The 23035-nt window shown below is 47.1% G+C and carries 8 protein-coding genes; 1 reads left to right on the forward strand and 7 read right to left on the reverse strand.

What is annotated here, in order from left to right:
• Positions 1 to 106 precede the first annotated feature (106 nt).
• The 7 genes from VIC_RS21355 to VIC_RS21385 all read right to left on the reverse strand — a co-directional run bounded on the left by VIC_RS21355 (position 107) and on the right by VIC_RS21385 (position 22097).
• On the reverse strand, positions 107 to 5527 hold the full coding sequence (locus tag VIC_RS21355; protein WP_039952460.1) for a non-ribosomal peptide synthetase: 5421 nt from the start codon (positions 5525 to 5527) through the stop codon (positions 107 to 109).
• On the reverse strand, positions 5524 to 16395 hold the full coding sequence (locus VIC_RS21360; protein ID WP_039952463.1) for a non-ribosomal peptide synthetase: 10872 nt from the start codon (positions 16393 to 16395) through the stop codon (positions 5524 to 5526). The genes VIC_RS21355 and VIC_RS21360 overlap by 4 nt, the downstream gene beginning before the upstream one ends.
• 73 nt (positions 16396 to 16468) lie before the next feature.
• Positions 16469 to 16672 carry an MbtH family protein gene (locus VIC_RS21365; protein WP_006962378.1) on the reverse strand — a complete coding sequence of 68 codons (204 nt, stop codon included), beginning with the start codon at positions 16670 to 16672 and terminating at the stop codon, positions 16469 to 16471.
• Between the two features lie 57 nt (positions 16673 to 16729).
• Entirely contained in the window at positions 16730 to 18385 is a 1656-nt protein-coding gene (locus VIC_RS21370) for a multidrug ABC transporter permease/ATP-binding protein (protein ID WP_006962379.1), read from the reverse strand.
• 99 nt (positions 18386 to 18484) lie between these two features.
• Positions 18485 to 20461: a Fe(3+)-hydroxamate ABC transporter permease FhuB gene (fhuB, locus tag VIC_RS21375; protein ID WP_006962380.1), complete on the reverse strand. Its 1977-nt coding sequence runs from the start codon at positions 20459 to 20461 to the stop codon at positions 18485 to 18487.
• Positions 20458 to 21339: an iron-siderophore ABC transporter substrate-binding protein gene (locus VIC_RS21380; RefSeq protein WP_039952466.1), complete on the reverse strand. Its 882-nt coding sequence runs from the start codon at positions 21337 to 21339 to the stop codon at positions 20458 to 20460. Before VIC_RS21380 ends, fhuB begins: the two co-directional genes overlap by 4 nt.
• Positions 21333 to 22097: an ABC transporter ATP-binding protein gene (locus tag VIC_RS21385; protein WP_006962383.1), complete on the reverse strand. Its 765-nt coding sequence runs from the start codon at positions 22095 to 22097 to the stop codon at positions 21333 to 21335. The genes VIC_RS21380 and VIC_RS21385 overlap by 7 nt, the downstream gene beginning before the upstream one ends.
• Before the next feature lie 190 nt (positions 22098 to 22287).
• Between VIC_RS21385 and VIC_RS21390 the strand changes: the two genes are divergently transcribed.
• Positions 22288 to 23010: a 4'-phosphopantetheinyl transferase family protein gene (locus VIC_RS21390; RefSeq protein ID WP_006962384.1), complete on the forward strand. Its 723-nt coding sequence runs from the start codon at positions 22288 to 22290 to the stop codon at positions 23008 to 23010.
• Positions 23011 to 23035: the final 25 nt, after the last annotated feature.

Here is a 23035-nt window from a genome sequence, read left to right on the forward strand (position 1 = left end):
TATTATATTAATAATTATGATAACCATTATCATTAGCATTTCGAGTGCGAATGGAGTGTAACGAGTTTTATAGAAAAATGGAATCTATAAATTAGTCGTTATGGATCTATAATGTATTGATTATTAATAAGTGGCGTAATTTCTCGATAAGCGTACTGTCTTGCACTATTCCTAAATGATCCGTATCCAGCACTTCACTGCTTAACTGAGCGTTAACTTTCGACAATTCCGAACTCAGCAGTTTGTGTCGACCTTCAGGTTGCCCTGCCCAATATGCGGTTGGTTTGGTATTGATTTCAGGTAACTGATACTCATGACACAGCGCTCTCATGTGCTGCTCTACCGCCCAGCTGTAAAGCATTTGCTGTGCACTTTCCGACAGGTAGTGATCAAAGTTTTGTGACGCTAACCATGATGAGAACACGTTTGGCCATTTATCCGGTGATGATTGGTCAAACCCTGCAAGACAGCTTTGCTTTTGCCCTTCCGATAACTTACCCAAGAGCAATTCTAGATGCCCAATCAGCTTGGCTTTTGCTGTTGGTGATTCCCATTGATCTTCGGCAATTTCAGTGCCCGGCACATAGCAGTCCAATAGCCCGAGGAAAGCAACACTTTCACCTGCTGCTTCGAGGCGAGCTGCGATTTCTTGACAGAGCGCGCCACCAAGCGACCAACCAATCAATGTGTAAGGCCCTAATGGCTGTATTTGACGAATAGTCGCGCAATAAGTATCAGCCATTGCGCTAAACGAAATGTCAAAGCGATTTGGATAGACGAAACTCTGAGACTGAACACCATAAACGGTGCGTTTGCCCGCCAATGCTTGAGCCAGTTTCTGATAGCCAACTGTTCGGCCTGTCACTGGGTGAATGCAGAATACAGGAGCACTACCTTCAACATCGGTATTAAGCTTTTCGATCAATTTAAGGTCAGCTTTGGCTGCTATCCCCTCGCCTTTTTGCGATTTAGATGCCGAGTGTATCGATTCAAGTTTTTCTTGCCATGCATTTGCTTTGATCTCGATATCTGATTTCGAATAATGACTCGTTGCATATTCAAAATCAGCGCTTAATACACCATCCACAACTTGGGCATTGATGACCAAGGGCGTCAACATAGTATTATCATCTGCTTGATCACGCGAGTTTGACGACACTGGTTGGCACCAATGAGCAAAACTATTGCCTTGATACTGCCCTAGGTAATTGAATGTTAGCTGCGTAATTTGTTCTTGAGACTCATCCTCTAAGTAGCGCAGTCCATAGCCAATGCCTGAGTCTTGGCTCAATAGCGCCATACGCTCGGCGATATCATCTCGAGAATCTGAGGTATTCAAAGTCATCGGATAGAGGCTCGTCATCCAGCCCACCATGCGGCTTAGATCTAACCCTTCAAAGACAGACTCGTCACGACCATGACTTTCTAGATACACGCTTTGACCATCTTCGTTGCTTCCCACAATTGCTGCCAAAGCAGAAACAAGTTCAACTGTGATGTTTTCAGAACTCAGTAAAGCCGACGTCACCTCACGGCTTAGCTCAACCTTGAGTGAGCGCTTGTTGCCATAGATTGCTTTAGCGTGTGTATTTTCCACATGGAAAGCTTGTTCGTTCCAAACGGCTTTCCTAGCTTTGCCCTGTTCTGTTGATGCCCAGTTGTTGAGGCTATCTACCGCCATATCCAAAGAGGTGTAAACAGGTGGTAGCTCAACTGTTTTCTTTGACTTTTCGTCACTTGAAAGCGTTTGCTGATAAGCACGCCATAAGTCATCCATCAGGACTCGCCATGAGACGCCATCTACAGCCAGGTGATGAATTACGATCATCAAGCGAGATTTCTGCCCCTCGATTTGAGCGTAGCCTGCTTGAATCAGTCGGCCTGCTTCGATATCAAGGCTTGCTTGCAACTCGTGAGCGAACACTTCGAATGCTTCTAAGCTGTTTAGCTGAGTTTTCCATAGAAGAGCATGGGAAACATTCTCGACGTATTGCTGCTGCCATTTACCCTCATTTTGAGAAAACGACAATCTCAACGCAGGATGATGCTCTACTAACCCTTTAAGCGCAGTATCCAGTGCCTGAATATCCATATCCTGCTTCAACTCAACACACACGTGCTGGTTCCAGTGGTTTGGCTGAGCAAAGTTTTGCGCCATGAAATGAGCCTGAATTGGCATCAGACCAAATGGTTCTTTTGGTAACTCTCTTTGCTCTTGCTCAACTGCTGCTTCAAGTACTTGTGCTAACTCGCTCAGTACTGGCGCTTGGAATACTTGCCTTGGAGATACGTTGAGGCCTGCTAGTTTCAATTTGCTCACTAGCTGAAGGCTCAATATAGAGTCTCCACCTAGCGCGAAGAAGCTGTCTTCTCGGCTGACAGAATTAATACCCAGTAGCTCTTGCCAAATCTCAACAAGGAGAGTTTCTTTTTCTCCTTCTGGTGGTAAACCTTGCGACAGTTCAGATTTGAATTCTGGTTCCGGCAGTGCTTTTCTATCCACCTTACCTGCTGGAGTTAACGGCAAATCATCTAGCACCACGAGATGCGCTGGTACCATGTACTCAGGCAGATGCTCAGCAAGCTCAGATAATATCGAAACGCTATCAGCCTTGTTTGCATTTGCGCCATGTAGATACCCCACAAGGTGGGTCATAGAACCATGACGATGCGCCGCAGCCACGCAAGTCTCGACACCGGATATTTGCTGAAGCCTTGATTCAATCTCGCCCAGTTCGATTCTGAATCCACGGATTTTTATCTGTTGGTCAACACGGCCAAAATACTCCATGACACCGTCTTCTCGCCAACGAACTAAATCACCCGTGCGATACATGCGCTCGCCATTATTGGCAAATGGATCCGGCATAAATCTTTCTGAGGTCATATCGGGCTTACCCAGATAACCACGTGCTAGGCCGACTTCTTCACCAATGTACAACTCCCCGACTGAGCCTTCGACAACTTGGTTAAGCAAACCATCTAACACATAAAGTCTACGAGCCCCAACAGGTTGACCGATAGGTGCATAGGCACTGGTCAGCTTATCCTGTGGGTAAGCACGCCAGATCATTGGTGTCACCACAGTTTCTGTTGGCCCATAGCCGTTGATAATACGCGGTGGGTTTACAACAGATTGCAACCGGTCATAGGTTTCCCGAGTAAAGGCTTCACCACCCAAAGTCCAGGAACGTACATTCAACTGAAGCTGAGTCGTCTCAATCCAGTCCAATAAAGGCCCGACATAACTTGGAGGGAAACAGGCTATCGTAATCCCTTCCTGTTTGAGGACTTCACAGGTCTTCTCCGCACTCCAAAGTTGCTGATCGCGAATCACCAAACGAGAACCAAACGCCAATGGCACTGTCCAGCGCTCTACTGCTCCATCAAAACTGATTGAAGCAAAGTGGAGTTCAACGTCATCTTGCGTCATCCCATACTGAGCACCAATCGTCTGCACATGCATACTCAGGCCATCATGGGCAATCGCGACGCCTTTAGGTTTACCCGTCGACCCTGATGTGTAGATGATGTAAGCCAACTGCTCTGGCAAGAGTTTTACTTCTGGCTTGGCTTTTGAGAGACCTTGCCAATCTAACGTATCCATATAAAGCGGTGAAACTGAAGCCGCCTGATCCGAATGTGAGAGGACGTGTGAGTTAATCTCTTCCCAACGTGAGCGCAATGATTGATCGCTGATGACCAAGCTCGCAGCAGAATCCTCGATCATGTAAGCCAATCGGTCGGTCGGATAATCAGGGTCAAGTGGTAGAAACGCCCCACCAGCCTTCATAATGGCGATCATCGCTATGATCATATCGTTGCCGCGCTCGAAAAGAACGCCCACAGCTTGGTCGCGAACGACACCCTGTTCCACTAACTGGCTCGCCAGCTGGTTCGATTTTTCTTCCAGCTGTTTAAACGAGACACTTTGCTGGCCGTGTTTTAATGCAATGGCTGACGGTTGCTCAAAACCCTGAAGATCGAACAACTCAGTGACTGGTTGATAACGCCACTCACCTTCTGGCTGCGACAGTTCCGATAATCTGGCAAGTTGAGCCTGATCCAGTGAGTTAAGCGCAGCCAATGGTGTATTCAGGTTTTGTTCTGCTTGCGAGACCAACAGGTTCAGAGTACTAGTAAGCGAAACCATCATCTCGGGGTCGATACGATCTTTGGCATAGGTCAGCGTTACCTGAGTGCTGCTCGAAGATTCCAACACATCCAAAGCGACATCAAACAGTGCGAAGTTGCCTTTAAGTGCCAGCGGCTTTACCGCTACACCCGGAGCAAACTCGACCGATTCGGTTTGATTGACCTGATGATTAAACAACACTTGAAAGTAAGGCGTTTCGCCAACCAACCTTTCCGTCAGCAATGAAGAAACCACACGATCGAACGGCAATAGTTGATGTTCCTGAATCTCTAGCACTTTGCTGTGAGATCTAGCCATGATTTGACCAAAGCTCTGCTCAGGTTGTACGTTTTGCGCAACCACATTAGTGTTTACGAAAAAGCCAATAACATTAGATACTTCTGGTCGGGCGCGGTTAGCCATTGGCATACCAATGTTGATATCGTTACGTCTTGTCAACTTGAACAGCGCAGCCTGCCAAATGGCTAGCCAGAAACTCGAAGTGGTGACGTTATTTTGCCTTGCAAGGCGCGCAATATGTTCAGAAACATTACTATCAAATTTAAGGCTTACCTGCTGTGCTTCTCGACGCTGATTAGGCGTAATATCGCCCGTCCATTCAAACAGTTTTTGTGGCTGCTTCTCACCTAACTCTTGCTGCCAGAATTGAAGATCCTCATCCCCTTTGCCCGCTTTTAGCAGTGCATCCTGCCAGACAGAAAAGTCGCTGTACTGAATGCTCAATGGCTCTAGAGACTCACCCTGATAGGCGGTGACCAGATCCCGCATAAATAATCCGATAGACCAGCCATCAGAGACGATATGGTGCATCACGATGATCACATGGGTTTTGTCTTCAGATGCACGAATACACGCCATTCGCACTGGCATCTCATGAAGCAAATCAAACGGCTTAGCGATAAATTCAGCTGTCCATTCGCCCAGCTGACTTTCCGTTAAGTGCCTAGCATCTTTAAGCTCAACGTGAGCAATACAGTGCTGGTCAACATGTTGCTTCGGTTCACCTTGGTCCGAAACAACAAAGCGTGTTCTCAAGGCGTGGTGCTTGCTCATGACTTCAGCAAGCGCCAGTTCCATTTTGTCGGTAGAGAGATCACCAGTGAGCTCAAAACCACCACTGATATGGTAAGCACTATTACCAGCATCAAGCTGGTAGATGTCCCAAAGTCGTTTCTGCGCCGGAGAAAGAGGCACATCACGCACCTCTTCTGCTGAGACAATCGGTAGCTTTTCAAAGCTCATTCCTTTGGCATCAAGCAGAGCGATAAATTTCGCCTGCTCTTGCTCGCCAAGGTTTAGAAAACGTTTTGCTAATGCAAATTTGTCTATTTTTGGTTTTTGTTGTGCTTTTGAATTTGATTCTTGGGTCATAACAATTCCAACTCGTCCATTAGTGCTGCCATGGCGTCGAGTTCATCCTGTTCTTGTTCATTGTTTGCCTGATACTGAGACTGAAGTGCATCCGTTAGCGCCTGTAGCGTCCCAGCAGCAAAGAAGTCTTTTAATGAGATCGCTAAGTCGAGCTCTTTTTGTGCTTGAGCGACGATACGTGTAGCCAACAGAGAATGGCCTCCGAGCGCAAAGAAGTTATCGTCTAAGCCGACTTTTTCTGAGCCAAGGACTTGCTGCCATGTATTGGCAAACCAAATTTCCAATTCACTCTCTGGGGCGCGATATTCCACCTTACTCCACTCTGGAGAAGGCAACGCTTTGCGATCACGCTTGCCATTTGGTGAAAGAGGCATTTCATCCAGTGCAACGTAGATGGCAGGAACCATGTAGTCGGGAAGGTGATCATTCAAGTGCGCTTTAGCAGCGGTTTCTTTTTCTGAATTCCACTCACCGCAAACCACGTAAGCGACAAGCTGCGTACCTGTTTGATGTTCATAAGCAATGACTACCGATTCATCGACGTCATCATGTTGGTTAAGAACATTCTCAATTTCTTCCAGCTCAATACGAAGCCCACGAATTTTTACCTGATGATCTAATCGGCCCAGATATTCAAGTCTGCCATCTGGCATGCGGACCACTTGGTCACCGGTGCGGTACATACGAGAACCGATGTTTCCATCTTGCTCGCACGCAAAAGGATTTGGCACAAAGCGATCGGCGGTCAAATCCGGTCTGGATAGGTACTCACGCGCGAGGCCATCACCCGCAAGGTATAGCTCACCAGGTACACCGACTGGGACTGGATTCCAACAATCATCCAATACATGAAGTTGAGTGTTGCTAATCGCATGACCAATCGGGATGCGCTTACCGACAGGCAATTCACATTGCCAGTAAGTCACATCGATAGCCGCTTCAGTCGGACCATAAAGGTTATGCAGCTGACAATCTGGCGCACCCGTCAACACTTTTTCTGTCAACTCAGCAGGTAAGGCTTCACCGCTACAAATAATACGGCGCAGGCTGCTGCACTCTCCAATATCCGTTTCACTTTCAAACGCATGAAGCATCGAAGGAACGAAATGGATCGTCGTTACGCCCTGCTCGCGAATGGTGTTATGCAATAACTCAGGTTGTCGGTGATGATCTGGCTCAGCAATCGCTAGTCTTGCACCATACATAAGCGGCCAGAAGAACTCCCATACAGAGACATCAAAGCTAAACGGTGTTTTCTGAAGGACACAGTCACTGGCATCTAACTGATACTCGTTTTGCATCCAAGCCAAACGGTTGTGCAGTGCCGACTGGGTATTTACCACGCCTTTTGGTAGTCCTGTAGAACCGGAAGTAAAGATGACATACAGCGACTGTTCAGCCTGCCAATTTACCACTGGAGCCTCAGTGCTCTGCTCGTTGACTTGCTGTAAGATCTCAGCCTGATTTAGCGCCACATACTGACATTGAGGATTTTCTGGCCATTGTGGCAAGGTCTCACTATCGGTCAGTAAGATGGATACGTCCGCAGACTCAAGAATGTAATTCAAACGTTCTGCTGGATAACTTGGGTCTAATGGCACATAAGCACCACCGGCACGAGTAATCGCGTGTAATCCAATTACTAGTTCAAACGAGCGTGGTAAACCAAGGCCGACTCTGGTTTCTTCGCCCACACCTTGTTGGCGTAGCCACTGAGCCAACTGATTAACTTTGCTGTCGAATTCAGCGTAAGTCATTGACTGCTGACCCATGGACAAAGCAATCGCCTCAGGGGTGCGCTGTGCTTGAGCTTCAACAGCGACTGGCGGAGGGAGCATTTCACCCCATGATTTCTTCGTCGCGTTGAATGCTTCAATTTGTGCGAACTCGTCAGAATCAACCAACTTGAGTTCAGACAGCGTCGCGTTGGGATTCAAGGCAACTTGTTCAAGCAGCTTGAGCCAGTGACCAAGTAACGCTTCGACAAACGTTTGATCGAATACTGGTGCTGCGTAGTTAACAAAACCACTCCATTCGCCGTCATCATAGGCCTGAACATCTAAGCTCAACTCTAACTGAGCCGCAACCACGCCCGGATCAAACGCTTCTGCTTGTAATCCTCCCCATTCAGCGAGAATTGAGCGCTCAATACGTTGGAAGTTGAAACTCGTCTGGTACAACGGATGGTGCTGCAAATTACCCGTCACGCCAAGTGACTCTACCAATACCTCAAATGGCACATCCTGATGCGTCAACGCCTGCTCAGTAAAACGTTTTGTGTCTTGGAGCAGATTGTCGTAACTCATTGCCGCGTCTAACTGCGCAGGGATCACCAAGTTGTTAATGAAGCAGCCTTGCATCTGCTGAGTATCTGGCTGTGTTCTACCTGCGACAGGAATACCAACTCGAATTTCATCACGCCCAGAATACTTGTGAAGCAATAAGTGCCACAGGCTTAACATAACGTTAAAAGGAGTCGTTGCGCTTTGTGCAGCAAGAGTCTCAATCGCGTTGACCTGCTGCTTGGTCAGAGTGAAGTGATGACGCTGACCGGTGGTTTCGAGCTGGTCTCTCGCGACATCGCTATGGAGAACAAGCGGCTCAATATCTTTCGCTAACGTCGCTTTCCACCATGAAAGTGATTCTTTGGCGCTATCTGACTTTAACCATTCTTGCTGCCAGCTAGCGTAATCGGCGTAATCCAGCGCGACAGTCTCTACGCTTGACTCAAAGTGTCCAGAATGACTGTATGACGAATAAACAGCCGACAGCTCTCGCATTAGGTTTTGAATCGAAATGCCATCAGAGACGATGTGATGGACAACCAGAAGTAACTCAAATTCCTGTTCTGAATGCTTGATTAAGTATGCTCTCAATAATGAAGGCGATGACAAATCAAAGGTTTCACCGATCCAGTTAAGGCGCTGCTCCTCTATGCTAGAGAACTCATCAGCTGAGTATTCTTCTAATGCAAATTGACTTACATCGTCATCAGAATGGATAGACTGCATCAGCTCGCCATCTACCTGCATGAAGCTGGTACGCAGAGCTTCATGGCGGCCTATCACAGTGCGCAACGACTGCTCTAGCCACTCTCTATTCACTTCGCCTTTTAACTTAAGTCCAAGCGGCATGTGATAAGCAGAGCTTTCAGGCATCAGCTGTTGAACAAACCATAAACGCTTCTGTGAAGCGCTCACTGGCATGTATTCCATGCGCGGCACTGCTTTGATCGTGACTGCAGGTTCTTTGAGCGATGTACACTGAGTTGCCATCACATCTAGTCCTGGAGAATCAAAGACACTCTGAAGTAAAAGACGAATCTGGTGTTTTTGCTGCAAACGTCCAACGAGCTGGGTAGCGAGCAATGACTGACCGCCCAGAGCGAAGAAATCATCATTACGACTTACCTTCTCTAGCCCGAACAAGGCTTGCCATTCTTGTGCCAGAAGCTGTTCAACCTCACCTTCTGGCGCTTCATAGGCTTTGTGCTGAACATGGTTGTCAGGCTGCGGCAGTTTTTTCTTGTCGACTTTACTTGCTGGCGTCAACGGCATTGACTCCATGACTACAAGCTGTGAAGGCACCATATAGTCAGGCAGTACTTTCGCCATTTGAGCGAGAATATCATCGCCGTTTATTAGGTCAGCCTGACCTTCTACGTAGCCGACCAAGTATTTTCCAGCTGAACCTTCAAAGGCGGTGACAGCACTCAGTTTACTGCCACTGATACTCTGTAATCGTGACTCGATTTCACCCAATTCGACACGGAAGCCTCGAATTTTTATTTGGTCATCTGCCCGCCCCAGATACTCCATCACACCATCTTCGCGCCAGCGAACTAAGTCGCCAGTGCGGTACATGCGCTCTCCATTATTCGCAAATGGATCGGGAACAAAACGCTCGGCCGTTAAATCTGGACGATCTAGATAACCGCGAGCTAAGCCAACTTCTTCACCAATGTACAGTTCGCCACTGACACCAGACGGAACCGGACGAAGGTTGCTGTCCAATACATACAGACTACGTGCACCGACAGCAGTACCGATAGGCGCATAAGCACTTTCTAGTGGCGTTTCAGGATAAGCCTGCCAGATCATTGGCGTCACGACTGTTTCCGTCGGGCCGTATCCGTTGATAATGCGCTTCGGATTCAGTACCTGCTGAAGCTTGAAATAGGTCTCTCGTGTAAAGGCTTCACCACCCAGAGTCCAAGAGCGTACGGCTAATGTTAGCTGTTCAACCTCAATCCACTCTAGCAGTGGTCCAACATAGCTTGGCGGGAAGCACGCAATGGTCACGGCTTCACGCTCAAGCACTTCACATGTCTCTTGAGCACTCCAAAGCTGCTGGTCTCGAATCACCAGCTTTGAACCAAAGGCCAGAGGGACAGTCCATCTCTCAACGGCACCATCAAAACTGATCGAAGCAAAGTGCAGCTCGATGTCTTTTGGTGTCATGCCATATCGTTGGCCAATAGTTTGAACGTGCATACTCAGACCTGAATGAGAAACACACACACCTTTAGGTTTACCCGTTGAGCCGGAGGTATAGATCACATACGCCAGCTGCTCTTCCAAAATTTCAGGGCGATTTAAAAGAGGCTGCTGAAGGTCGATTTCAGAATACGCAATGATGTTATCTGGCTGACAAATCTCACTTGCCAATTGTTGCGAACTACCGTCAGAAATCAGCCATTGAGCATCGCTATCTTCAACCATGTAGGCCAGTCGGTCTTGAGGGTATGAAGGATCTAAAGGTAGGAATGCAGCTCCGGCTTTCAAGACACCGATCATTGCCACCAGCATGTCTGCGCCACGGGCAAACATTACACCAACTCGCTGATCTCGTTGAATACCGCGCGCAATTAGCTCAGCAGCCACACCATCACTGAAGTTATCCAGCTGTTGGTATGTCAAAGCAAGCCGTTCCGAGCCATTAGTTGATAAGGCCGTTCCCCCAAGAGGATTCGCCACAAGCGCTTCACTATCTGGTTGTGCAAGCACCTGCTCTTTTAACAGTTCAGCGAAGGGTTTGTAAGCCCAGGGTTCAGGCTCTTTTACATGACCGGACAAGCGAGACTGTTGCTCGGCGTCCAATACATCAATATCACTCAGGCTATGAGTCAACTTATCGACAAGCTGCTCAAGATAATGAGACATCGTTGCTGACAGCGCATCAATATCTGACTGCGAGAATTTCGCTGAGTCGTACGCAAAAACAATACGTAATGATTCACTTGGCAATACCGCCAGCGTTAACGGGTAATGCGTAAACTCATAACTGTCAGGCTCGCCAATTTTAAGGCCAGTTTCACTAAACAGGCTCTCATCCAATGGGTAATTTTCAAAGACCACCAACGAATCAAACAGATTCTCACCAGCCAGTGGAGATTGTGCTTGTACCTCTGACAAAGAGACGTGGCTGAATTCACGCTGTGCACTCGCCTGCTCTTGTATATCGGCAAGCCATTCACCGGTTTTCGCTTGCCAGTTCACCATTGATGTAACAGGCAAGGTATTAATGAAAAGACCAACCATGGCTTCACTGTTTGCCAGTGACGATGGCCGACCTGCAACCGTATTGCCGAAAACAGGCTGAGACTGACCCGTGTAGCGTTGAAGCGTTAGTAACCATGCGCCCTGAATGAGAGTATTCAGCGTGATGCCAGATGACTTCAACTGAGACTGCCAGCCACTTAGTACCTCAGCACTGAAGTCCACGTTGTGGCGCACATGCCCTAGTTTATCTGTGTTCGAACCGTATTGTTCAACCAAGATTGTTGGCGCTTCTACACCATTCAGATAACCACGCCAGTACTCTTGAGCACTTTCTGGTTCTTGCTGTACAACCCATTCTAAATAATCCGCAAAATTATGGCTGACAACAGGCAGGCTCATGTTTTGATAGTGGGCAAACAGTTCGCTGAGCAAAACACCAGTGCTCCAACCATCCATCAGAATGTGGTGAATCGTGAAGATACAAGCGATCTCATTGTCGCCCGTTGTCACTAGATCTACTCGCCACAAAGGTTTTAGCTGCTGTACGCTCGCATCTTGTTCCAGTTCGAAACCTTGTTCAATGAGCGAACGTTTATACGACTCTAGTTCAAAGCCTACTTCCTCTCGCCCATCAAAGACTCTGCTCGTGATAGGAAGGTCATCCCAAACATAAAGGTGTGTCTGACCTTCTACTTGATGCAGCGTACTACGTAGAATCGAATGACGCTTCATCAAGGCTTTCCAACCCTCTTCTAACTGGCCAGCATCAGCGCCAAATATTGGTAAGGTAATTTGGTTGACGTAGGTACTTGTGTCTTGCGATAGCTGAGCGTGGAAATACAAACCTTGCTGTAGCGTAGACAGCGGTAGTATTTGATTCGGAAGTTGATGAGCGTTATCACTTACATGGCTTAGCGTAGCAAGACTCAGGTTAGTGTTTGGCGCATCAGCTTGTGTCAAAACGGCTGAGTTAGACGTGCAATGTTCCGTCATTGCTTTGATTGCCGCTTCTAAGTGATGAACATAAGCATCACATTCAGATTTCGACAGAGCAGAAAGTGAAAACTCCAAATCGACGTCAAAGCCATCATCAGTTTCGCTGATATTCAGTACAATTGCGGCATCAGCTTTGGCATTTTCTGGTCGCCATAAGCCAAACTCACCCAGTTCAGCCCCTTTTACATCAGCCTTCGTTGCTCGGCCTAGGAAGTTAAATAGCACATCAACATTGTCTTGATACTGCCATTGCTGCTGAGCTACGCCAGCTGAGTAACTCAAGCCACCATCGGTGATTGCATGTGAGCCATCTTTTACACTCGCTAACAGTTCACTAATACTCTCACTTAGCACAACTTTTTGCGGGAACAGCGCAGTATGCCAGTTAACACTGCGTGAAAGATCCAATCCAAACGACTCACTGAATCGACCATGGCTTTCACGATGAATGACGATCTCATTTGCAGAGGTTATTTGTTTTACTGCAAGTGCAGACAATGCCATCAAAGTCTGCTCCTTGCTCATTCTGGCAAAGGCCTGAGTCGATGCAAGCAGTGGCTCGGCGAGCTCTTTGGTTAAATGGTAACTGTGCTTATGAATTCCTTTGCTTTCGCCCTCCTTAGCAGAACCTTCAGCAAAAGCTCGTTCTGCTCGCTGAGCATTCCAGAATTCGGACTGTTTATGACTGATATGTAGATTCTCTAATGCCTCATACCAGTCAGCCTGATTGTGCGTTTTAGAAGCGAAGGCATAAGAGTCGACCCCCATTTCTTGCTGATAACTGCCCAGCAAATCTTGAATAAGCACAGGCCAAGAAAGCGCATCAATGACAAGGTGGTGAACGGCAACCAGCATTTCGCCCGTCTCAATATTCAAGCCGACCGACAATTGCTTACCAGCAGACGGATTAATCGCACTCTGCACAGCATCGATGTCTATCTGCTCGGTATAAAGGTGGAATGCAAAATCTGCGGTAGTCACATATTCAGCTAGACACTCTGCTACATCAGATGTTGTGGTATTAGGAGCCTCGAAAGAAAGGCGCAAACTATCGTGATGCTGCACCACTTGCTTAAGTGCTCGGACAATCGCGTCTGCATTAACCGGAGCTGGCAAGTTAAGTTTTGCGTACTGGTTGCACAGTTCTAGCTGACCATTCTTATCCAGATAATTCTCAATGAATCGCTTCTGCATTGGTAGCAAGGCTACTTTGCCATTCAGCTCACCTTGTTCAGCTGGTTTGATTTGGCTATCGAGAACACATAACGCCATTTCATCGAGTACTGGATGGTCAAACACTTGCTTTGGTGTCAGCATCAAACCTCGTTGACGAAGCTTCCCTACCATTTGCAAAGCGGTAATTGAATCTCCGCCAAGTGCAAAGAAATGGCTGTCAGAACCAATAGACTCTACTTTTAGGAGCTCACGCCATATTTCTGCCAACTGATATTGGATGTCCCCTTCCAGCGGTGCACCCGCTTTCTGTTCTTCATCCCAATCCGGTGCAGATAGTTGCTTACGATCCACCTTACCAGCAGGTGTCAGAGGGAGTGTCTGGCTAACAATGATGCGTGACGGCACCATATAATCTGGCAACTGGGAGGCTAACTCTATACGCCATTGAGATTCAGATTTTTGCTCTGTTTCACTCAATTGAACGTAACCGACTAGGCGCTTTCCTGTTGGCGACTCGTGTGCGACAACAGCACAAAACTCAGCATTAGCAAGCGTCTGTAGGCGAGATTCAATCTCTCCAAGCTCAATACGGAAACCACGAATTTTTACTTGTTGATCGGCACGGCCAAGGTATTCAACAACACCATCTTGTCTGAATCGGACCAAATCACCAGTGCGATACATACGCTCGCCGTTAGCGGTAAATGGATCCGGAATAAAACGTTCAGCGGTCAAGTCAGGTCGTTTCAAGTAACCGCGAGCAAGGCCAGATTCCATGCCAATGTATAGTTCACCAACTGTTCCAAATGGGACCTGCTTAAGGTTCTCGTCCAACACATACAACTTACGGTCACCCACAGGCTGACCAATCGGTGCGTAGGAGCTTTCCAGTTTATCTTCTGGATAAGCACGCCAGATCATCGGAGTAACGACCGTTTCTGTCGGGCCGTAACCATTGACGATGCGAGGTGGATTAACCACCCGTTGAATTCGTTCAAACGTATCTCGGGTAAATGCCTCACCACCCAGTGTCAATGAGCGCAAAGACAAGTCTGGCTGAGTTTGTTCAACCCAATCTAGCCAAGGGCCTGCATAACTTGGTGGGAAACAAGCGATGGTGACCTTCTCGTCCACCAATACTTGAGTCGTTTTTTCTGGTGTCCACAACTGTTGGTCTCGAATGATAAGTGTTGAGCCAAACGCCAGTGGCACAGTCCAACGCTCAACAGCACCATCAAAACTGATAGAGGCAAAATGCAGCTCTGTGTCTTCAGGCGTCATGCCATACTGCTCGCCAATCGTCTGGACATGCATTGTCAGTCCGCGATGACTGACTGCCACACCTTTAGGCTTACCTGTTGAACCAGAGGTGTAGATCAGATACGCCAACTGGTCTAAATGGATATCTTGATATGAACACTCACTAGGCTCAGATACTGGAACCTCAGCTGCTAACAAAGATTCAATAGCGATACACTCTTGAGTATTTTCAGATCGGATGAAAAGATCTTGAGCCTTATCCATCAAGTTCTGCTGAGTCAGTAATTGCTGAGCTTCGCTGTCTTCAAGCATAAAGCTGATGCGCTCAGCAGGGTAATCCGGATCAAGTGGCAGGAATGCGCAGCCTGCTTTCATGATGCCAAGCATGGCGACCAACATATCGGTACCACGCTCCATCATCACACCGACAACACTTTCTGATTGAACCTCTCTTTGATGCAGTGAATCTGTAACTAAATTCGATTGAGCATCTAACTCAGCGTAAGTCAGCGTGTTATGGCCATGTTTTAAGGCAACTTTTTCAGGACGCAGTTTTGCTTGCTCAGCCACAAGCGCCATAAAGGTCACTGGATTCCATGTTTGTTGTACCGCTGAGTGCGCTTCCAAGGCCACTGTGTCTGAGCTAGAAAGCGCGTTAGTCCGTGCTAGAGACTGTTGAGGAGATTGGCAGATCTGGTTCAGAACGTTTTTGTATGTGCTTAAAATGCTGTCAATTTGAGCTTGAGTGAACTTCTCTTGTGCATAAACAAGTCGCAGTGATAGTTGCTCACCCGTTACTGCATCCAACACCAATTCAAACGGTGTTTCAGCGAGAGGGAACTCTGTGAATGAGCCCTGAATTTCTCCAGAAGTTACGACCAGCTTGTCACCATGACTGCGGTAGTTGAATGCAACAGTCGGTAATGGAAGTTGCCCTGCTAATTTCTCTAGAGGTAAATGCTCGAACTTCATTGACTCTGTCAGGTTTGTTCGGACACTCTCAACCAATTCAGCAAGCGTATTTTCAGGAGAAACTTGCAAACCTAGTACAGCATTATTGACATAAAAACCAATGTTTCTTCGGCTTTTCGAGTTTCGGTTTAGGGCAGGTACAGTGATCGAAGGATGCGCATGATTTGAGTAGCTAGACAGAGTAAGTAATAGAGCCGTAGAAAGCACTTCAAAGCGTGTGACACCAAAAGATTTCGCAGCTTCAGACACGCGCTCAGTTTCTTCCAGAGTCAATGACTCTTCAATATGTGTAGCCGTATAAGCACTGGCGTCGATCTGATTGGAAGCCGGCAATACGCAAGGTTCATCGCTGATTAGATTCAATGCTTGCCATTGCTGCATCGCCTCCTCATGCTCTTCACTTCCTTGCATTGAAGCGAATTCAACGAAGCTTTGGCCTCGTAGTTTACGTTTTGGCTTGCCAGCGAGGCGATCAACCAACGCGCGAACAACAAGCTGTAAAGACCAAGCATCCGTTGTAATGTGGTGAGCGGCTACTCCCATCACAAACTCTTGGTCACTCACTTGATATAGGCACACCCTATTCAAGGCTTCACCGACCATGATGTAAGGCTCTCGAACCCGTCTTTCTGCATCTTTTAACACGAATGCTTCAGGGTCAGAATATTTCTGTGCGTCAACAAATTCCAGTTTTGGACCAGAATCTGAGACTCGTTGAAGAGGCACGCCATCATGTTCTTTGAGTCTTAGCCGAAGAACATCTTGCTGTTCTACCAGCGCATCGAATGCCTCAAATATGGCTTCTTTGCTGATACCTTCTCCAGACAAACGTAATAAGCCACCCGTATTGTAGGCAATACTTTCTGGCATGAGCTGCTGGAACAACCACAGACGTTGCTGAGAATGAGAAAGTGGACCCCAACCACCATTGGCCGGAGTCATCGTGATATCATCCACTGACATACATATACCTAAAAACTGTTAAATGTCAGGTACCTAAACAGTAGGCACCAAAATTAAGCAAAAGTGAGTGACATTACTCAGCTAACGCTTCTCGCAGGCTTTTCGGACGCATGTCAGTCCACACTTCATTAATGTGGGCAAGGCAAGTTTCTTTGTTGCCAGTAACACCAACGGCTTTCCATCCATTTGGAATTGGATGATAAGTAGGCCAAATGCTGTACTGTTCTTGCGGGTTGATAACGACGGTAAATTCTGTGTTTGGGCTGTCAATACTCATAATATCCTCAACTAGATCGTTGTTTTTATTGTTTTGATTTTCTGGATTGTTGTTTCGTTAAGCGACGACACTTTCTACTGCTTGTTGAGCTTGTGATTTATCTGCAGTATCCAGTTCCGTCAGTTGCCCACTGTCCATTTTGAAGATGCGATCAGCCGCATCGAAATAACGGTCATCATGGGTAATAGCGATTACAGTCACGCCACGCTCTTTAAGAAGAGGCAGTAACTGTTGGTAAAAGACTTTTCTAAAGCGAGGGTCTTGATCTGCCGCCCATTCGTCGAGAAGCATGCAGCCTCGCTGTTCAGCAACGGCCATCAGCAACGCCAGACGCTTACGCTGCCCCTGTGAATAGCGAACATCTGACAAGCGACCATTCTCTTGAGTCACTTTGTGGCTCATTTCCAGACGGTCCATCCACTCTTTGATATCGGCTTCTGGAACGTCTTGACCTTGTCCATTGGTAATCTGATGGAACAAGTAGAAGTCACTGAATACGGTAGAAAATTGCTGGCGATAGTGAGGCCAGTTGAGCTCACTCATAGGTTGACCGTTCAAGAGAACATTACCTGTATGCGGGCGATAAAGGCCGGTCAGTAAACGAGCAAACGTTGATTTTCCGCTGCCATTACCTCCAATGATGAAGATCATCTCACCTTTTGAGGCTTTAAAATTGATTGGGCCAACTTTAAACGGACGGTCATCGCCATCAGCGCGGTATTCGTAAGTCACCTGTTGGAGATCGATGCCTTCAAATACTTCTGGTTGTTCGTTAGCCTCAACAAGGTTTTCATTGTCACTTAAATCGAGAGATTCAAGCTTGCGCATAGAAATATTGGCGCTAATCAGACCTGGCAGCGCACCGACCGCGGCCATAAGTGGCATGCGCATAAAAAGAATGACCAGAGCAAAGGTAGAAGCAACGTCAAATCCAGCCCAGCCTAAACCCAGCGCCAGATAAAAGTTGAGACCAATAAGTGCCAGCACAATCGTGTTAGCCATATTGGCAGCAAAACCGTTGTAGATATCCGCTCTTGTGACTTCGTCTCGATAACCCGCGGCATTTGGACCAAACTCATCCTCAAAATAACGACGAGCGCGATTTGGGTTGAGTGATAACTCTTTGCGGCCGTCAATCAAGGCCTGATAGTCGTGATAAAGCTTGTCTTCCAACTCACGAACTTTGCGAACGTGAAACGTAATGCGTGTCACCAATCCATATCCAATGATGCCAGTCGCCCCTAACATCAGAAGGCTTACACCAAACAGTGGTAGTGATAGAAAGGCGAGATAAGACAATGCCACTACGGTAAGTACCAAGCCGTAAATCATTTCCGGCAGGGTAACGAAGGCAATCGTAATGTTGCGAATGTCGGTATTCAGCGATGCCAGCACGCCAGCACTACCCACATCTTCTATTTGTTCAATATCCGTGTTGATCAGTTGCTTAACCAATTGACAACGCTTTGAATAGACAAATTGGTGGCCTAACTTGTGCAGTGACACCTGCGCGACGGTAGCCGTGATCAATAGCAGCACCAGCAATCCAGCAAATTGCCAAATAGCACTATGGACACTGGTTGTCTGACTCAACAGTTCATATTGAATAAAAGCAATCACGCCAATACTGAGAAAGGCACTTGCCACACTCAGCAAAATAACCAAAGCGAGCGCTTTATGTTGTTTATGGGCCAACTGAAAAAGTAATTTCATCTCAAATCCATGTATTAATTATTATTGTGATTATCATTATCAACAAATTTTAAAACAGCATTGAGGGAAGATGAGCATTGCCTCCCTCACGACTAAAAATTAGAGTCTGCGAAGCCCCCACATCAGATACATACCGCCAATCAAAGACGCCACCAAACCGGCTGGGATTTCTTGTGGGTACAACATTTGGCGTCCTAGCCAATCAGCGAGAAGCATTAGCCCCATACCGACAAGCGCTGAACAAATCAGGTGTTCTCTAGCTCGGCTAAAACCAAACAAACGAGCGAGATGCGGCGCCATCAAACCAATAAAACTCAATGGGCCAACAACGAGAGTGGCACTAACTGTCAGCAATGCCACCAGCAGTAATAGCAAACCTCTCGCCTGCCCTACTTTCACTCCAAGTGCGCGAGAACTGGCCTCTCCCAAAGGTAATATGTCCAACCAGCGAGCCGTTAAGAAACTAAAGCCAACAAGCACGAAAGTCGCGACTGCTAAAGGAAGTAAGGTCGCCTCTGTAACAAAGTAAGTTGAGCCAGAAAGCCAGGCTAGAACTTGGTAACTACGTGGGTCTCCACCTGCCAATACGAAGCTTTGTACCGCATTCATCAGAGCTGTGATAGCCACACCAGTAAGCAGTACTCGTTCTGGTTGGAATCCAGACTTACGGTTCAAAAGAACAATCACAGATAGCGACGCCATCGCGCCCACAAGTCCACCTAAATACAAACCAACGAGACTAACGCCAATGCCAGAGAACATGGCAATGATCAAACCCAAAGCGGTACCCGAACTGATGCCGATTACTTCAGGGCTCGCCATCGGGTTACCACTTAAACGCTGGATCAGCGTACCTGCGGTAGCCAACATCACACCAGCTAAGGCGGCGGCAACAAGTCGGGGCCAACGCCACTCAAGCAGGTTCCACTCACCTGAGAACACTAGCCACTGCCAGCCAGAGCTCTGAATTGAAGTGGTACTAAAGATAAATAGAGCAACTGGAATAACGAGCGCAACCAATGCAATGGCATGGCGGTTGAGGCTCTTAACTTGCTCACTATGACGCGTCATGACTGTTTGCGTCTGGGTTTGACTACGCATCGACAACCTTGGCAGCAGCCACAATAAGAGAGGTGCACCTAATGCGGCAGTTGCGGCACCAGTTGGCACAATCATGGCGGCAATACCTGGGAGCTGTTGGATAAGCAGATCCGTAAGCGTTAGTAGTAAACCACCTAACAGCATGGAGACGATTAACTTAGGCACAAGACGATGCACACCGGTTGCACGAGCAATCGCTGGAGCAGCGAGACCTACGAAGCCAATCACGCCAACTTTAGCGACCACCCAAGATGTCAGTAACACTGCGAGACCAAGACATATAACGCGCAACTTAGCCAAAGACACGCCAAGACTTTTCGCGCCTTCTTCAGATAATTCCAGCAAGGTTAACGGCTTAACAAATAGGAATGAAATACCAATCGCTAACCCGAGTCTTGGCGCGAGATAAGCAATATCAGACCACCCTGTCTGGACGAGAGAACCCGCTCCCCAAATCATTAAGCCTGCTAGCTTATCCTGATTCATCATCAACAGGACAGTGCTGACGGCGCCGAAGTAGAGGTTAATGACCAGACCTGAAACCACCACAACTGTCGGTGAAAGAGCACGACGCCATGACAGTGCAAATACCAGCGCCATTGTTCCCACGCCACCAAGCAAAGCAATCAGTGATTTAGAAAATGTCAGTAACCAAGGGGCATACAAGGTTGCCATCATCAGAGTAAAACTGGCACCACTTGCCACACCTAAAGTGGATGGTGACGCCAAAGGGTTACGCAACACTTGCTGCATCAGTACGCCAGCAGCAGCCAAAGCAGCACCTGCAATCAGTGTCGTGAAAAATCTAGGCCACCAAGTTAAATGCAATCTAACCGATTCTGGCGACATCCAATCTGCTTGGAACAGGCTATTCATGCCTGCTGAGAAATTGCCAGAGGCATTCAACTGAAAGCCTGCAATGGTCAGCATAAATGCCGCGAGTATCGCAACAAGACTCAGGGATAAGATTCTCATCGTTTGACCTCCTCAGCCAGAGCAGAGGTGACCAAATTAGCGAAACGCATCGCTGAGGGTAAACCACCAAAACTCCATGTTGGTTTTACAGTGATTACCGGACGACCCGTTTGCCCAATCAAATACTGCCAATATTGGTCTTGCGCTAAATGTTCCTTTACGCCAACAGGAAGAGGTTCTATGACGACAAATTGCGCATCGATACCCTGTAACTTATCAACACCTGTGAGAGCAAAGCCCCACGCGTTAGTGGCTTTGTCCCAAGCATTTTGAATGCCTAACTGATTCAATGCCACTTTATAGATGCTGTTCTCACCAAATACTCGAACATGTTTGGTGTCCATAAACTGCACTAAAAGCACTGGAGGCAGGTTGTCAGGCAGTGCTGCCTTGAGGCCATTCAATTCAGCTTCACTATTGGCGATAAGCTGTTCAGCTTGCTTATCAGCGTTAACCTCTTTTGCCATGCGGCGAGTGAAATCAGTGACGGCCTCCCAGTTAACCTCACCCACTTTATACAGGCCAAGAATTTTTACGGGTGCAATACGAGATAACTGAGTCTCAAGCGAAGCGAAACGAGGAGACAGGAATATGGTGTCTAGGTTTAGCTCAGATAATCTTTCTAGGTTGGGTTGAGTGCGCAGGCCAACATCTACAGTCTCATCCGGTATTTTCGGACTTCTCACCCAGTCGTTGTAATCCGACTGTTGAGCCGATGCCACAGGCGTAACGCCAAGAGCAATCATGGTTTCCGTCTGAGACCAGTCAATGGACATCACTCGTAATTTATCTTGTGACACCTCTGTTCCAGCCATGGCAGGCATGATTACCGTCAACGTAGTAATACAGGCGATTGTCATTCGTTTGATGTTTAGCATGGCATTGCAACCGGATAACCTGCAGCGTGGTCGGTGATCTGCATTTCGATACCATAAATATCGTTTAGCTGCTGTTCGTTAAACACTTCAGAGACAGAGCCTTGAGCGATCATTTTACCGCTATGAAGTGCCACTATATGGTCGCAAAAGCGAGCGGCCATGTTGATATCGTGTATCACGATAAGAACGCCTAATTCGAGTTCAGTTGCCAGTTTCTTTATTAGTTCAAGCATTTCTACTTGGTGAGCGATATCCAGAGCTGACAAGGGCTCATCCAAAAGCAGATATTGAGTTCTCTGAGCCAGAAGCATGGCTAACCACACTCGCTGACGTTCACCACCCGACAATGTATCAACCAAGCGGTCTGCATACTTTTCCGTATCCGTCATCTGCATCGCTTGTTGGATGAATTCTTTATCTTTCGTACCTAAACGCCCAAGTAAGCCGTGCCATGGGTAACGGCCAAAACTCACTAGGTCTTTTCCTGAAAGGCTATCGGTAGGTGGTAAATGCTGAGGAAGATAGGCGATTTGCTGAGCGAATTTCTTATCTGACCAATCGGAAACTGATTTGCCTTGTAGCAAGACATCTCCGCTGGTGGATTTTTGTTGCTGTGCGAGAAGTTTAAGTAGCGTTGATTTACCTGAGCCGTTATGGCCAACCAGAGCGTAAATCTTGCCTGGTTCAAAATTCATATCAAAATCTGACAACAAGCTTCTGTCGCCAACGCTAAATGCTAGTTTTCTAGCTTCGAGCATATCCGTTCCCTTAAACTCTCTTTTTACATAGGGTTAATCAATAAAAAACGACTGATTAACAAGGTGGAAGTTATATAACAGTAAATATATAAATGCAAACCATTTTCATTTGCAATTATATACACAATTGTTAAGGTATTTGGTTGATATATAAGGCCTGGGCATAGGTTAAGAGCGGTAGATTTAAGAAATGAACACGCTGACTGAAAGTACTAAAAATAAACAAAACTGGCTTCAAGGGCTTCCAAACCTGCCATTCACTGTTAATCAAACGGAACTGGTGGTTTGCATCGTGTCATACGATAAGTCACTGTTCCCTAAGTCACTTTATCCGAGAAAAGAGCTACCCTATTCCATACAGAAGGCGCACTTTTCACGTCAGGCTGAATTTGTCGCAGGTCGCTCTGCGGCTCACAATGCTCTTGCTCTCCTTGGAGAATCTCATCAAATAGGCATAAATTTAGATCGTTCTCCCAATTTCCCACCTCACCTTAGCGGCTCAATTTCTCACTGTGAAAACTACGCGGTTGCAGTGGTCGAGAGGAAAGAAAAGCTGGCAGATCATCATATCGGTGTCGACATCCAACGTCTCCTTTCAGGTCAGGAAGTAAAAGATACTCACGCTTTTATCGCTAGAGAAGAGGAGATAGATCTGCTTGCTCAAACAGGTCTGAGCCGAAATGAAGCGGTCACTTTATTGTTTTCAGCGAAAGAATCACTCTACAAAGCTATCTACCCTCAAGTTCAGGAGATCCTTGAGTTCGATGTCGTTCGTTTAGTGAAAAGTGGTAAAAATAGTTTAAGGTTCGAATCGAACCATTATCTGACTTCGAAAGGAATTTCTAGGACTTTGGAGAGTCACTATGCATGGTTTCAACAGTGTGTGATTTGTCTATCTAAAGTGGCAGCATAATGACGGCAGTGCTAATCACTGCCGT

It is taken from the genome of Vibrio coralliilyticus ATCC BAA-450 (genome assembly GCF_000176135.1).
Classification (GTDB): Bacteria; Pseudomonadota; Gammaproteobacteria; order Enterobacterales; family Vibrionaceae; genus Vibrio; species Vibrio coralliilyticus.

What these genes read in the sequence shown, in the direction of transcription:
- VIC_RS21385 (WP_006962383.1), bottom strand. Translation starts at nt 22,097, where the DNA reads ATGCTCGAAGCTAGAAAACTAGCATTTAGCGTTGGCGACAGAAGCTTG.
- VIC_RS21370 (WP_006962379.1), bottom strand. Translation starts at nt 18,385, where the DNA reads ATGAAATTACTTTTTCAGTTGGCCCATAAACAACATAAAGCGCTCGCT.
- VIC_RS21355 (WP_039952460.1), bottom strand. Translation starts at nt 5,527, where the DNA reads ATGACCCAAGAATCAAATTCAAAAGCACAACAAAAACCAAAAATAGAC.
- VIC_RS21365 (WP_006962378.1), bottom strand. Translation starts at nt 16,672, where the DNA reads ATGAGTATTGACAGCCCAAACACAGAATTTACCGTCGTTATCAACCCG.
- VIC_RS21390 (WP_006962384.1), top strand. Translation starts at nt 22,288, where the DNA reads ATGAACACGCTGACTGAAAGTACTAAAAATAAACAAAACTGGCTTCAA.
- VIC_RS21380 (WP_039952466.1), bottom strand. Translation starts at nt 21,339, where the DNA reads ATGCTAAACATCAAACGAATGACAATCGCCTGTATTACTACGTTGACG.
- VIC_RS21360 (WP_039952463.1), bottom strand. Translation starts at nt 16,395, where the DNA reads ATGTCAGTGGATGATATCACGATGACTCCGGCCAATGGTGGTTGGGGT.
- fhuB (WP_006962380.1), bottom strand. Translation starts at nt 20,461, where the DNA reads ATGAGAATCTTATCCCTGAGTCTTGTTGCGATACTCGCGGCATTTATG.